We start from the raw sequence: 12,964 nt of genomic DNA, 5'->3' as shown, positions 1-12,964 counted from the left end.
AAGCACGTCGGCATCACACAATCGGCATCACACATAGGTATCAGATGTGAGCGGAATGTGTCTTCACTGGTGGACCTGCGGATAGCCCGCAGTCATCATCTCTGGGGATCTCATTCATGAAGCCAATAGCCACACGACGAATAGCGGCCCGGGGCGCAGTGGCGCTCCTGGTAGCCGCACTGACGGCCGGCCTGCTCAGCGCAGCCGCCGTTACCGCATCCGCCGCCACTCCGACCCCGGCTCCGGCGCCGGGGGCGGTGAAGCTCAGCCCGCCGACCACCGGCAAGCAACTCGGCGACACCACGGCCACGGCCCCGGTCGCCCCGCTGCCCGACCCACATCCGGGATTGGCCAAGCCGCTCACCAACTTCACAACCAAGGACTCCTGTGCGACGGCGAACGCCGGGTATGCCAAGTGTTTCAGCAAGATCGTGACCCCGGCCGCCGGCACTGCGACACCCGCGATCCCACTCGGTTGGGGCCCGGTTGACCTCGCCTCGGCCTACCGGCTGGCCACCGCCAACGGAAAGGGTCTCACCGTCGCGATCATCGACGCCTACAGCCACCCGACGATCGCCTCGAACCTGAACACCTACCGCGCCGCCTACGGCCTGCCGGCCTGCACGGTGGCCAGTGGCTGCTTCAAGATCCTCAACCAGAGCGGCGCCACCTCGCCGCTACCGGCGGCCAACGTCGGCTGGGCCACCGAGATCGCGCTCGACGTGGACATGGTCTCGGCCGTCTGCCCGCTCTGCAACATCGTGCTGGTCGAGGCGAACAACAACTCGAGTGCCAACCTCGCCGCCGCCGCCAACATGGCGGCCGGCCTGCCCGGTGTGGTGGCCATCAGCAATAGCTACGGCGCCTCCCAGAGCAGCGGTGAGACGGCCTACAACGCCTCCTACAGCCACCCCGGAATCGTCACCACGGCATCGACCGGTGACTACGGCTACGGCGTCTCCTACCCGTCGGCCGCCCCGCTGGTCGTCGCCGTCGGTGGCACCAAGCTCGTGACGGACGGCTCGACTCGCGGCTGGAGCGAGACCGCCTGGAGCGGCGCCGGCAGCGGCTGCTCGCTGTATGAGGCCAAGCCGAAGTGGCAGACCGACAGCGGCTGCGCCAAGCGCACCGTCGCCGACGTCTCCGCGGTCGCCGACCCGGCCACTCCGGTCGCCATGTACAGCAGCTACGGCCACAGCGGATGGATCACCAGTGGTGGCACCAGCGTCTCAGCGCCGATCATCGCGGCCATCTCGGCCGAGGCCAACGCTGACTTCCGCACCGCGAAGGGCGCGCAGGGTTTCTACCGCATGCAGAACGGGTACGGGATCAACGATGTCCTCTCCGGCAGCAATGGCTCCTGCGGTGGCTCCTACCTCTGCACAGCCGGCTACGGCTACGACGGACCGACCGGTGTCGGCACGCCGTACACCGCACCGCGGGACAGCTACGGCTACGTCTGGGCCGACCAGCCCAGCACGGCGAGCTACACGCCCAGCACCACCTACTCCTACAACTCCTACGGCGGCGCCAACTCGATTCGCCGCAATGGCGTCGGCAGCTACACGGTGACCTTCGGACGGCTGGCCAGTGGTGGCACCGTCGATGTCACCGGGTACTCGACCAACGCCCGCTGCAAGGTGGGCAACTGGTACTACTCCGGCAGCGGCGAGGTGGTGAACGTCTACTGCTTCAGCAACTCCGGTGTGGCCCTCGACTCCTACTACGACGTCGTCTTCGCAAACCCGGCCGGCATCGTCGGCTCGGCCAACCTGTCGAACAACTCACTCGGCTATGTCTGGGCCAACCAGCCCACCACGGCGAGCTACACGCCGAGCACGTTCTACCAGTACAACAACCAGAATCTCACCAACACCATCACCCGCAACGGGGTCGGTGATTACACGATCAACTTCGCCGCGCTCTCGCCGGTCGTGTCGACGAACCAGGGGACGGTGAAGGTGACCGCCTACGGCTCGAGTAACTACTCCTGCCTCTCCGGTGGTTGGTACGGTCCAGCCTCCAGCCCGTACAACGAGAGCGTCACGGTGCGCTGCTACACCGCGACCGGTGCTCCGGTGGATACCTACTTCACCGCCAGCTACGCCGCGCATCTCTCACTGACCGGCAAGACCACCGCCTACGGCTACGTCTGGGGCAACTCGCCCTCTGCGGCCTCCTACACGCCGGCGGCGGCCTGGTCCTACAACTCGACCGGTCAGACCAACACCATCACCCGCAGCAGTGCCGGGAACTACATGGTGACGATCCCCGGGCAGCTGGCCAGCGGTGGAGACATCCAGGTGACCAGCTACGGCTCGGACGGCTCGTCCTGCCGCTCGACCGGTTGGGCGCATGGCAGCACCGCGACCTACGCCTACCTGCAGTGTGTGAATACGGCCGGAGTGGCCGTCGATCACTACTTCAACCTGCAGTACGTGCACTAGCGGATAGTTGTGGTCGGTGGGTGGTCCGGAGGGACCACCCACCTGCCATGTCACTTCACGGCGGCGTCACGTAACGTCGCAACCATGGCACTGACGGGTACCCAGTTCACCATCTCCGCGGGCGACTATGAGGCCACCGTGGTCGAGGTTGGTGCCGGCCTGCGGCGCTTCACCAGGGGCGGCGTCGACATCACCGCCCCCTATGCAACGGACGAGCTTCCGCCACGCTGCGACGGGGCCGTGCTCATGCCCTGGCCGAACCGGCTGCGCAACGGCGAGTACGTCTTCGAGGGGCAGAAGCTCCAGGTGCCGGTCACCGAACGGCCACAGAACAATGCCAATCACGGCCTGGCGCGCTGGTCGCGCTGGGCGCCCATCGCGCAGGAGCAGGACTCCATCACGCTGGCCTGCAAGATCGTTCCGCAGACCGGTTGGCCCTTCGAGATATCAGCCGCCGTGACCTACTCGGTGGATGTCGAGGCGGGGCTGACGGTCACCTCGTCGGTCTTCAACGAGGGGACGGGGCGGGCCCCGTTCGGTGCCGGATTCCACCCCTATTTATCGCTGCACGGCCACTCGCTGGACGAGGTTGTACTGCAGATCCCGGCCAATAGCCGGATCATCACCGACGAGGCGCAGGTGCCGGTCGGGCAGGCCGAGGTCGACGACAGCGAATACGACTTCCGTGGGGCGCGGGCCCTGAAGAGCCAACGGCTGGACGACGCCTTCGGTGAGCTCAACTATGTGGACGGCCGCGGTGCGGTACTGCTCAGCACCCCGAGTGGCTCCACCCAGATCTGGTACGACGAATCCTTCCGCTTCCTGCAGGTCTTCACCGCCGAGGAGTTGGCCCACTTCTCACCGGCGGTGGCCGTCGAGCCGATGACCTGCCCGGCCGATGCCTTCAACTCCGGCACTGGCCTAATCGTGCTGGAGCCGGGTGCCGACTGGACCGGCACGTGGGGAGTCACCCCGATCGGCTAGCGGCGAACACGATGCTGGATATCCTCGACCTGACCAAGTCCTACGGCAGCGTGGCCGCGCTGCGCGGCGTCTCGCTGCGCGTGCAGCCCGGTGAGATGGTGGGTTTCGTCGGTGCCAACGGCGCCGGGAAATCCACCACCATGCGGATCGCGATGGGGTTACTGGCCGCCGACTCAGGCAGTGTGCACTGGCGTGGCGAGCCGCTGAGCTTCGCAACCCGGCAGCGCTTCGGCTACATGCCCGAGCAGCGTGGCCTCTATCCGAAGATGCGGATCGTCGATCAGGTCAGCTACTTCGGTCGACTGCGCGGCATGTCGCGTCGGGACGCCGACGCCACGGCGGCATCGATCATCGAGAAGCTCAGCGTGGTCGCCGAGCCGAACGCCGTGCTGCAGTCGCTCTCGCTGGGGAATCAGCAGCGGGTCCAGCTCGCCGCCGCCCTCGTTCATGACCCGGAATTGCTCATCCTCGACGAACCCTTCTCCGGCCTCGATCCGGTCGGCGTCGACACCATGGAGCAGGTGCTGGCCGAGCGTCGGGCCACCGGCGTCGGGGTGCTCTTCAGCAGCCATCAACTGGAGCTGGTGGAGCGGCTCTGCGACCGCATCATCATCATCACGGCGGGGCGGATCGTCGCGGCCGGCACCCTCGACGAGCTGCGTCGGGCCGGCGGGCGGGCGGAGTTGGAGGTGGAGGTGGAGGGAATCGACTCGTCCTGGGTCGATGGCCTCACCGGCGTGACGGTGACGGTGACCCAAGGCGATCGGCTGCGTCTGCGACTGGACGATACCGGCGATGACCAACGGATACTCGCCGCGGCGACGGCCGCCGGACGGGTGAGTCACTTCGGTTGGCGGCAGCCACCACTGGCCGAGCTCTACCGAGAGGCGGTGGCGGCCCAGTGAGGACCGTTCTGCTGGTGGCTCGTCGCGAGGTCATCGTCCGTCTGCAGCAGCGGGGGTTCCGGATCGGGCTGGCCGTGGCTGTCATCATCATCGCCCTCGGCGCGGCCGCCCCGAAGATCATTGGTGGTCACGCTGCCTCGACGTATCAGATCGGCGTGGTCGGCGGCAGTGAGGAGCTGCGCACGTACCTCGACGCAGCCGCCAAGCAGGCCGGTCAGCCGATCAGGCTGCACCCGACCGACGCCACCGAGGCGGCGGCCAAGGTACGCAGCGGCGATTGGGACGCCGCCGTGATCAACGGCGATCGGATCGTCGCCAAATCAAGTGACTCGGGAGCAGTCACCCTTATCCAATCAGCCCATCAGGCCCAGCAGCTGCGCGACAATCTCGCGGCGGCCGGTCTCACCGGTATCCAGATCCAGCATGCGTTCGAGGTGAAGGCGCTCGCGGTCACCGCCACCAACTCGGCCGAGACGACGCAGCGCCAGGTGGTGGCGACGATTGCGGTCGTCTTCCTCTTCGCCCAACTCCTCACCTTCTGCACCTGGGTGGCCATCGGAGTGGTCGAGGAGAAGTCCAGTCGCGTGGTGGAGCTCATCCTCTCGGCCGTTCGGCCGGTGCAACTGCTCACCGGCAAGCTCGTCGGTATCGGTGGCCTGGCGCTGGCCCAGGTCGCGCTGCTGGCCCTGGTTGCCCTCGGCGTGTCGATCGGGACTGGTGGGCTGACACTGCCCGGATCGGCCTATGTTTCCTTGCTGGTCGCCTTCGGCTGGTTCGCCCTGGGATTCGCTTTCTTCGCCGCTCTCGCCGCCGGCCTGGCGTCCCTGGTCTCCCGGCAGGAGGAGGTCTCCGGCGTCCTCACCCCGGTGACCGGACTGCTCTTCGTCGCCTATGCCGCGAGCTTTGCCGTCTCGGCGAATCCAGACACCAGTTGGGCCCGCGTGCTGTCGATGATCCCGCCGATCTCGGCGATCGCGATGCCGGCCCGCCTGGCTCGCGGCGGTGTGCCCATCACCGACGTGCTGGCAGCGGCGTTGTTGATGCTCGCCCTGACCGCAGTCGCGCTCGTCGTGGCCGGGCGTCTCTACCGGGCCTCCATCCTGCACACCGGCAACAAGCTCACCCTGCGCAGCGCGTGGCGGGGCGAGGCGGTGGGGGACCTCGCCTGAAGGCGGCGAGCACCGGAGTAGCGTCAGAGATGACTTATCAGCAAAGGGGATCGCCGTGAAGTTCACCAAGTACACCCACGCCTGCGTCCGCCTCGACGACGGCGGCCGCACGTTGGTTATCGATCCGGGTGCCTTCTCCGAACTGGATGAAGCGCTCGACGGTGCCGATGCGGTGCTGATAACGCATGAGCACGTCGACCACCTCGACCTGAATCGGGTGCTGAGCGCCGCCGAGCAGAATCCGCACCTTCGGGTCTGGGCGCCGCAGTCGCTGGCCGATAGCTTCGCCCCGCTGCAGGAGCGCTTCGCCGTCGCGGCGGTCGGCGAGAACTTCGAGGCGGCGGGCTTCGCGGTACAGACGTTCGGTGGCCAGCACGCGGTGATCCACAGCAGCATTCCGGTGATCTCCAACGTCGGCTACCTGATCGACGATCACCTTTATCATCCAGGTGATTCCTTCGCCGTACCAACTGTGCCGGTGCAGACGCTACTGGTGCCGATCCATGCCCCCTGGTCGAAGGTGAGCGAGGTCATCGACTTCGTCATCGCGGTCCGGGCCCCGCAGGCTTTCCAGGTGCACGACGGCCTGCTCAATGAACTGGGCCTCGGTGTCGTCGAGGGGCACGTGACGCGAATCGGCGCCGAGCACGGCTCCAGCTATCGGCATCTGGCGCCCCGCGAGACGCTCACCTTGTAGTCAGTCAGCCGGTCAGCGTCGGGTCTGGGCCTGACGCAGTTTCGCCTGATCCAGTAGGGCAAGCGCGGCGATGCTGTGCGAGTCGACGAACTCGCCGCGGGCCATCATCGCCCGCACCTCCACGTCGGAGAACCAACCGTGCACCATGTCCTGCTCGCTGGCCTCGCGCTTCGGCTCACCCATCGTCAGGTTGGTCGCGTGGAAGACGTCGAAACCCTGGTTGCTGTAGCCGTAGGCGGCATAGAGGTGGCCCAGATGCGCCCATCCGCCGGCCAGAATGCCGGTCTCCTCCTCGAGCTCGCTGGCCGCAAGCTCCTCCTTGCTGCCGTCCTTCCCGGCGCCCCAGCCGCCCTGGGGGAACTCCCAGACCCGTCGCCCGATGGGGTAGCGGAACTGCTCCACCAGCCAGTACCCCTCCTGCGATTCGGCGATCACCAGGGCGAAGTCGCGCTTCTCCAGCACCGAGTACGTCCCGGTCGAGCCGTCCGGGAAGCGCACCTCGTCGGCTCGAACGGTCATCCAGGGCGTCTGATGGGCGATCCGGGTGCTGACCTGCTCGATCTTTCGCATCCGCTCATTGTGTCCTGCCGGCGCTCGCGCAGACTGTAGGCATGAGAATTCTGCATCTCGCGTCTCGCTCGGCTTGGGAAGAGGCGCTACGCACCGGCGAGTACTCCGAGTCCACCCGCGACGCCTCGCTGGCCGACGTCGGCTTCATGCACATGTCGACGGCGGCTCAGGTGCCGGGCGTCGCCTCGAGGTACTACGCCGACGTCGATCTGAGTACCCAACTGCTCCTGGTTGTCGAGCCCGACCTCTGCGAGGCGGCCGGCGCCCCGCTGCGCTGGGACGCGGTCGAGGGTTCGGCCGATCCCTTCCCGCATATCTACGGTCCGATCCCGGTCGCGGCGGTGGTCGCGCAGTTGGAGGTGGGCCGCGACGCCGACGGCACCCTCCTCCTCCCTGACCTCAGCGGTCTCGACGTCGCCTGAGACGTTCGCAGCCGCCCAGACCCGGGTAGCGGCGCAACCGCTCAAATTCGCGCAGCGACGCGGCCGACGCGGCGAATTGGCTCGTCTGACCGTGCCAGAATTGCGCAGTGGGTTATATCGACGTCTCCGGACTGCAGCACGCGCTTCCCGACGGCCGGCTGCTGCTGGAGGATGTCTCCTTCCGCATCGGCGACGGAGCCCGGGCCGCGCTGGTCGGCGCGAACGGCGCCGGAAAGACCACCCTGCTCCGCCTGATCTGCGGCGATCTGGACGCCCAGGCCGGGGCGATCGTGCGCTCGGGCGGGCTCGGCGTGATGCGGCAGTTCGTCGGATCGGTCCGCGACGAGACCACCGTCCAGGACTTTCTGGTTCGCCTCGCCCCGCCGCCGGTCGGCGTCGCCTGGGATGAACTGCAGGCCGCCGAACTGGCCCTGATGGAGACCGACGACGAGGCGACCCAGCTGAAGTACGCGCACGCCCTCGCCTCCTGGGGCGACGCCGGTGGGTATGACGCCGAGGTCCTCTGGGACACGGTCACCGTGGCGGCGATGGGCATCAGCTACGACGGCTGCAAGTACCGGCAGCTGAACACCCTCTCCGGCGGGGAGCAGAAGCGCTTGGCGCTGGAGGCGCTGCTGCGCGGCCCGGATGAGGTGCTGCTGCTCGATGAGCCGGACAACTACCTCGACGTGCCGGGAAAGATGTGGCTGGAGGACAGGCTGCTGGAGACCCGCAAGACGATCCTGTTCATCAGCCACGACCGCGAACTGCTGAACCGGGTCGCCGACCGGATCGTGACGGTCGAGGGCGGCACGGTCTGGGTCCACGGCGGTGGCTTCAACTCCTATCACGAGGCTCGCAGCGCGAAACACGAGCGGATGGCCGAGGTGCGCCGTCGCTGGGATGAGGAGCACGCCCGTCTGAAGGCACTGGTGCTAACCCTGCAGATCCAGGCGCGAATCTCGGAAGTAATGGCCCAGAAGTACCGGGTGCAGGCCGCTCGCCTCGCCCGCTACGAGGCGGAGGGGCCGCCGCCGGAGAAGCCCGAGGACGAGCAGGTGAATATGCGGCTGCGCGGTGGTCGCACCGCAGTGCGGGCCGTCATCTGCGAGAAGCTGGAACTCACCGGCCTGATGAAGCCGTTCGACCTCGAGATCTACTACGGAGAGCGGCTGGCCGTCCTCGGGGCCAACGGTGCCGGGAAGTCGCACTTCCTGCGGATGCTCGGCGGCGCCGAGGTCGCGCACACCGGCGAGTTCCGCCTCGGCTCCCGCGTGGTGGCCGGCCTCTTCGCCCAGACGCATGCCCACCCGGAGTGGATGAAGCGCACCCTCGTCGACCTGCTCTGGCATGGCGAGGAGGGTCGCAGCGGCGTCGACCGGGGACGAGCGATGGCGGCCCTGCGCCGCTATGCCCTGCAGCAGCAGGGTGATCAGAACTTTGGCTCGCTCTCCGGTGGGCAGCAGGCCCGCTTCCAGATCCTGCTCCTCGAGCTCTCCGGTGCGACGCTGCTGCTGCTCGACGAGCCCACCGACAACCTGGACGTGCTGAGCTCCGAGGCACTGGAGGAGGCCCTCGACGCCTTCGACGGAACCGTCGTCACGGTCACCCACGACCGCTGGTTCGCCCGATCCTTCGACCGCTTCCTGGTCTTCGGGGCGGACGGGATCGTCTACGAGTCGGCCGAGCCGGTCTTCGACGAGGGTCGCGTCGCCCGGGCCCGCTAGTTGGCACGGCCAATGTCCACCTTGTGGGGAGTTTTCTTCCCGGAATCCGGGCAAAAAACTCCCCGCGAGCGGGTTGTGACGGACCTCGACCGGGCCCGATCTCAGACCGACGTGTGTTCGGCCGCCTGCTTCAGATTGGCCAGCGTGATCTTGATGCCGGTGGTATTGAGCGTCTCCCGCGGCGCGCCGAAGATCCGGTTCATCGGCTTGAGCATCCAGTTGGGGCGCCGGTCGGTCCAGGACTCGGTGACCGTGCAGCCGTCGGGGGTGGCCGTGATGAGGTACTCCCAGCGCGCGACCGGCAGCGGGCCCGCCACCACCTCGAAGCAGAAGGCGCTGCCGGGGTCGGCCACGGTGACCCGGCCATTGGTCGGCCAGACCAGCCACTTGAAGCGGTTCACGCCGACGAACTTCGCTCCCACCGCCGGTCCGGCCGGTCGTCCGAACCAGCGGGCACCCCGGTTCTCCGGACTCCACTCACCCATCCGGGGCAGGTCGGAGACCATTCCGTAGATCTGGGCGGGGCTGCAGGTGATGTCGATGCTCTCGCTGAGGTCGGCCATGGGCGACATCATCGCAGTCGCGGTGCCGTCGGGGAATCCTCCTGCGGTGGGAATTCCGCCCGCCGCCGCCCAGCCGCCTTTCGCGCGGAATTGCCGATCTGGGCGGTGAAACCGGCAATTCCGGGTGAAGAGCCGGGGGACGGGCCGGGAACGCTGGCAACCGACGATTTGGCCGGACGCCAGGCGCCCAGGTAGAGTCATCGGCTGGTGTGCGTCCACTGGACAGCACACGCACGGCCATGTCCTGGGGTCCGAACCGCCACGAGGCGGAGACGACCGTGGGGGCGGCGCAACCAGCGTCGTGAAGACCGACTAGAGAGAATGAGCAAAGTGGCAACTTACAGCCCAAAGCCCGGCGAGATCACCCGCCGCTGGCACGTCATCGACGCCAATGACATCGTCCTCGGACGTCTGGCGTCCCAGGCCGCGACACTGCTGCGAGGCAAGCACAAGCCGACCTTCGCGCCGCACGTCGACACCGGCGACTTCGTCGTCATCATCAACGCGGAGAAGGTTGCCGTCACCGGCTCCAAGCTCGGCGAGTTCCGTTACCGCCACTCCGGCTTCCCGGGTGGTCTCTCCAAGCGCACCGTCGGTGAGCTGCTCGAGACCAAGCCCGAGCGCGTCGTCGAACTGGCTGTCAAGGGCATGCTCCCGAAGAACACGCTGGGCCGCGCCCAGCTGAAGAAGCTCAAGGTCTACGCAGGCCCGGAGCACCCGCACGCCGCCCAGAAGCCCGAGCCGTTCGAGATCAAGCAGGTCGCGCAGTAAGCGCGATAGGAGACTTTCAGTGACTAAAGCAGCTTATGCACCCACCGTTGGCCGTCGTAAAGAGGCCATTGTCCGCGTCCGCCTCGTAGCCGGAACGGGCGAGTTCAAGCTCAATGGCCGCACGCTGGCCGAGTACTTCCCGAACAAGGTTCACCAGCAGCTCATCCGTGAGCCGTTCGTGACCCTCGAGCGCGACGGTCAGTACGACGTCATCGCGATCCTCTCCGGCGGCGGCATCACCGGCCAGGCCGGTGCGCTTCGCCTCGGCATCGCCCGGGCGCTCATCAACATCGAGCCCGACGACCGTCCGGCCCTGAAGAAGGCCGGCTTCCTCACTCGTGACCCGCGGGTCAAGGAGCGTAAGAAGTACGGTCTGAAGAAGGCCCGTAAGGCTCCTCAGTACTCCAAGCGTTAATCCCTCATCGATGGGCCGGTTATTCGGCACAGATGGGGTACGCGGTCGCGCCAACGCCGACCTGACACCCGAGCTCGCGCTCGCGGTGTCAGGTGCGGCGGCGCGGGTACTCATCGGACACGACCCGACCCACCGACCGGTGGCGGTCATCGGTCGTGACCCGCGCGCGAGCGGCGAGATGCTCGAAGCCGCCGTGGTGGCCGGTCTGGCCAGTGCCGGCGCCGATGTGCTGCGGGTCGGCGTGCTGCCGACCCCGGCCGTCGCCTTCCTCACCGGTCTCTTCAACGCCGATCTCGGCGTCGTCCTCTCGGCCAGCCACAATCCGATGCCCGACAACGGCATCAAGCTCTTCGCCCGGGGTGGCCACAAGCTCCCGGACGATCTCGAAGTCGAGATCGAAGAGCTGGCCCTGGCCGGCGAGCCGACCGGTCGTCCCACCGGCTCAGGAGTCGGTCGCGTTCGTGACGTTCCGGACGCCGGTGAGCAGTACATCGCCCATCTTCTCAAGGCCGTTCCGGAGTCCTTGGCCGGTCTGCACGTGCTGGTCGACTGCGCCCACGGCGCAGCGTCGACGGTCGCCCCCGAGGTGTATCGACGGGCCGGCGCCACAGTCACGGTGGTGGCCGCTGCACCCGACGGCCTCAATATCAACGACGGTGTCGGGTCGACCCACATCGAGGCGCTGGCCAAGCAGGTTGTCGCGGCCGGAGCCGATCTGGGGATCGCCCACGACGGTGACGCCGACCGCTGCCTGGCGGTGGACGCCGACGGTGAGATCGTCGACGGCGACCAGATCCTGGCCCTCTGCGCCACTGCGATGCGCGACGGCGGAACCCTGGTCGAGAACACCGTGGTGGCGACGGTGATGAGCAACCTCGGCTTCCACCACGCGATGCGCGACGCGGGTATCGAAGTCGTCACCACTGCGGTCGGGGACCGGTACGTACTCGAGGCGCTGCGCGAACGAGGCTTGAACCTCGGCGGTGAGCAGAGCGGGCATGTCGTCTTCACCGACGCCGCCACCACCGGCGACGGGCTGCTGACTGCGCTGCACGTGATGGCCGCGATGGCCCGCACCAACTCGCCGCTGGCCGAGCTGGCGGCGGTCGTGCAGCGATTGCCCCAGGTTTTGTTGAACGTTCCGGTGGGGGAGAAGGCCGCCGTGGCTGCCTCCGCCACGGTTTCGGCCGCCGTCGCCGAGGCTGACGGCGAGCTCGGCGACCTGGGCCGGATTCTGCTGCGACCGTCGGGCACCGAGAATCTCGTACGGGTGATGGTCGAGGCGCCGACCTCGGATCAGGCCGAGCAGATCGCCCACCGGGTCGCCGATGTGGTCGCCGCCGCCAGCTGAAGCAGGCCACCTTTGGGGCCCGACGCTCGACCTGTGAGGCGTGTGAGTGTCGCTGGAGACGCACATCGGGTCTCGGGACAATGGACTCGTCATGCCGAATACCGAAACGCCCCGTCCCGTCCAGCCGTCCGACCATGAATCACCCGGAAAAAGCGGCGAGAAATCGCGCCTCGGCCTATCGGCCACCCAGATCATCGCCAGCGCGATCACCGCAGTGCTGGCCACCGTCGCCGCCTCCTACCTCGGCATATCGGGCACCGTGGTCGGAGCCGCCGTGGCCAGCGTGCTCACCGTCACCGGAAACGCCGTCTTCGGCCACTCCCTGCGCCGCACCACCGAGGTCGTCCGCGAAGTCGTGCCGATCACCGTCACCCGCGACCGGCACGCCCGGGCCAGTGACTACACCCTCACCGACATACCGCCGATCCACTCCGTCGCCGAAGAGCGGCCGACCCAGGCGCTGGTACCGGTCCCGGCCGACGACCGGTCCGATGCAACCCGGTCGAACGCGACCTCCAAGGCGCCGAAGAGCGGTTTCTTCTCGACCCTCGATTGGCGCCACGCCGCCGTCGCGACGCTCTCCATCTTCGCCGCCCTGATGGTCGGCGTCACCGGTTTCGAGATCGCCGCCCACCGACCGCTGGCCGCAGTGGTGCAGGGCGAGCATGGCAGCGGGACGTCGCTCAGCGGCGGTACGACGACCAAGACCACCCCTGCTCCGGCGACGACGTCAGTACCGTCAGCGCCGACTGCGACCACTGACCCGACCCCGGCCGCCACGCCCACCCCGACGGTCGAGGTGACACCCGAGCCGACCAGCAAGCCGACGCCGGCCCCGACTCCGACCAGCGAGCCGACCCCAGCCCCGGTGGCCACTCCGACCGCCCCGGCGGCGACGACGCCCAGCGACAGCTCCGCGTCGCTCACCCCGTAGCCGCGATCG

General features: G+C 67.7%; 13 protein-coding genes. 11 read left to right on the top strand and 2 right to left on the bottom strand.

The genetic code is table 11. From position 1 onward, the window contains the following. The first annotated feature begins 116 nt into the window (after nucleotides 1–116). The 5 genes from CPH63_RS00575 (at nucleotide 117) to CPH63_RS00555 (ending at nucleotide 6,202) form a co-directional block, all read left to right on the top strand. On the top strand, nucleotides 117–2,447 hold the full coding sequence (locus tag CPH63_RS00575) for a hypothetical protein (RefSeq protein ID WP_157749179.1): 2,331 nt from the start codon (nucleotides 117–119) through the stop codon (nucleotides 2,445–2,447). A gap of 84 nt (nucleotides 2,448–2,531) precedes the next feature. Then, a complete protein-coding gene (locus CPH63_RS00570; protein ID WP_096301100.1) occupies nucleotides 2,532–3,431 on the top strand; it encodes an aldose 1-epimerase family protein in 900 nt (299 codons plus the stop codon). An 11-nt stretch (nucleotides 3,432–3,442) separates the two neighbouring features. Beyond that, on the top strand, nucleotides 3,443–4,336 hold the full coding sequence (locus CPH63_RS00565; protein ID WP_096301099.1) for an ABC transporter ATP-binding protein: 894 nt from the start codon (nucleotides 3,443–3,445) through the stop codon (nucleotides 4,334–4,336). Beyond that, nucleotides 4,333–5,505 (top strand): ABC transporter permease, encoded by a 1,173-nt coding sequence (locus CPH63_RS00560; protein ID WP_157749178.1) that lies wholly within the window; start codon nucleotides 4,333–4,335, stop codon nucleotides 5,503–5,505. Before CPH63_RS00565 ends, CPH63_RS00560 begins: the two co-directional genes overlap by 4 nt. A gap of 55 nt (nucleotides 5,506–5,560) precedes the next feature. Beyond that, the gene (locus CPH63_RS00555) at nucleotides 5,561–6,202 is read left to right on the top strand and encodes an MBL fold metallo-hydrolase (protein ID WP_096301097.1); all 642 of its coding nucleotides are present in this window, start codon (nucleotides 5,561–5,563) and stop codon (nucleotides 6,200–6,202) included. Between the two features lie 12 nt (nucleotides 6,203–6,214). Here CPH63_RS00555 and CPH63_RS00550 read toward each other — a convergent pair whose 3' ends face one another. Then, entirely contained in the window at nucleotides 6,215–6,772 is a 558-nt protein-coding gene (locus CPH63_RS00550) for an NUDIX domain-containing protein (RefSeq protein WP_096301096.1), read from the bottom strand. A 41-nt stretch (nucleotides 6,773–6,813) separates the two neighbouring features. Here CPH63_RS00550 and CPH63_RS00545 point away from each other — a divergent pair, with 41 nt between their 5' ends. Together CPH63_RS00545 and CPH63_RS00540 are read left to right on the top strand one after the other, a co-directional pair. Next, complete coding sequence (locus CPH63_RS00545) at nucleotides 6,814–7,194, top strand: DUF952 domain-containing protein (protein ID WP_096301095.1); 381 nt, start codon at nucleotides 6,814–6,816, stop codon at nucleotides 7,192–7,194. A gap of 107 nt (nucleotides 7,195–7,301) precedes the next feature. After that, entirely contained in the window at nucleotides 7,302–8,921 is a 1,620-nt protein-coding gene (locus CPH63_RS00540; RefSeq protein ID WP_096301094.1) for an ABC-F family ATP-binding cassette domain-containing protein, read from the top strand. 101 nt (nucleotides 8,922–9,022) lie between these two features. Here the strand turns inward: CPH63_RS00540 and CPH63_RS00535 are convergent, their stop codons facing one another. Continuing rightward, nucleotides 9,023–9,484, bottom strand: a complete 462-nt coding sequence (locus CPH63_RS00535) for an SRPBCC family protein (RefSeq protein WP_157749177.1) — start codon at nucleotides 9,482–9,484, stop codon at nucleotides 9,023–9,025. A gap of 330 nt (nucleotides 9,485–9,814) precedes the next feature. Here CPH63_RS00535 and rplM point away from each other — a divergent pair, with 330 nt between their 5' ends. From rplM to CPH63_RS23465, 4 genes are all read left to right on the top strand, one after another. Continuing rightward, nucleotides 9,815–10,255 (top strand): 50S ribosomal protein L13, encoded by a 441-nt coding sequence (gene rplM, locus CPH63_RS00530; protein ID WP_096304851.1) that lies wholly within the window; start codon nucleotides 9,815–9,817, stop codon nucleotides 10,253–10,255. Between the two features lie 19 nt (nucleotides 10,256–10,274). After that, nucleotides 10,275–10,670: a 30S ribosomal protein S9 gene (rpsI, locus tag CPH63_RS00525; RefSeq protein ID WP_091354334.1), complete on the top strand. Its 396-nt coding sequence runs from the start codon at nucleotides 10,275–10,277 to the stop codon at nucleotides 10,668–10,670. Between the two features lie 10 nt (nucleotides 10,671–10,680). Next, entirely contained in the window at nucleotides 10,681–12,021 is a 1,341-nt protein-coding gene (gene glmM, locus CPH63_RS00520; RefSeq protein ID WP_096301092.1) for a phosphoglucosamine mutase, read from the top strand. Nucleotides 12,022–12,112: 91 nt separating this feature from the next. Then, a complete protein-coding gene (locus tag CPH63_RS23465) occupies nucleotides 12,113–12,955 on the top strand; it encodes a hypothetical protein (RefSeq protein WP_157749175.1) in 843 nt (280 codons plus the stop codon). Nucleotides 12,956–12,964: the final 9 nt, after the last annotated feature.

Origin of the sequence: Jatrophihabitans sp. GAS493 (genome assembly GCF_900230215.1) — a bacterium.
GTDB lineage: Bacteria > Actinomycetota > Actinomycetes > Mycobacteriales > Jatrophihabitantaceae > MT45.
The sequence above is the reverse complement of the archived record's forward strand: the minus strand, read 5'-3'. Positions and strand labels throughout refer to the sequence as shown.

Coding starts and splice junctions, on each gene's coding strand:
- glmM (WP_096301092.1), top strand. CDS start 10,681: ATGGGCCGGTTATTCGGCACAGATGGGGTACGCGGTCGCGCCAACGCC.
- CPH63_RS00545 (WP_096301095.1), top strand. CDS start 6,814: ATGAGAATTCTGCATCTCGCGTCTCGCTCGGCTTGGGAAGAGGCGCTA.
- CPH63_RS00550 (WP_096301096.1), bottom strand. CDS start 6,772: ATGCGAAAGATCGAGCAGGTCAGCACCCGGATCGCCCATCAGACGCCC.
- CPH63_RS23465 (WP_157749175.1), top strand. CDS start 12,113: ATGCCGAATACCGAAACGCCCCGTCCCGTCCAGCCGTCCGACCATGAA.
- CPH63_RS00575 (WP_157749179.1), top strand. CDS start 117: ATGAAGCCAATAGCCACACGACGAATAGCGGCCCGGGGCGCAGTGGCG.
- CPH63_RS00565 (WP_096301099.1), top strand. CDS start 3,443: ATGCTGGATATCCTCGACCTGACCAAGTCCTACGGCAGCGTGGCCGCG.
- CPH63_RS00535 (WP_157749177.1), bottom strand. CDS start 9,484: ATGGCCGACCTCAGCGAGAGCATCGACATCACCTGCAGCCCCGCCCAG.
- CPH63_RS00570 (WP_096301100.1), top strand. CDS start 2,532: ATGGCACTGACGGGTACCCAGTTCACCATCTCCGCGGGCGACTATGAG.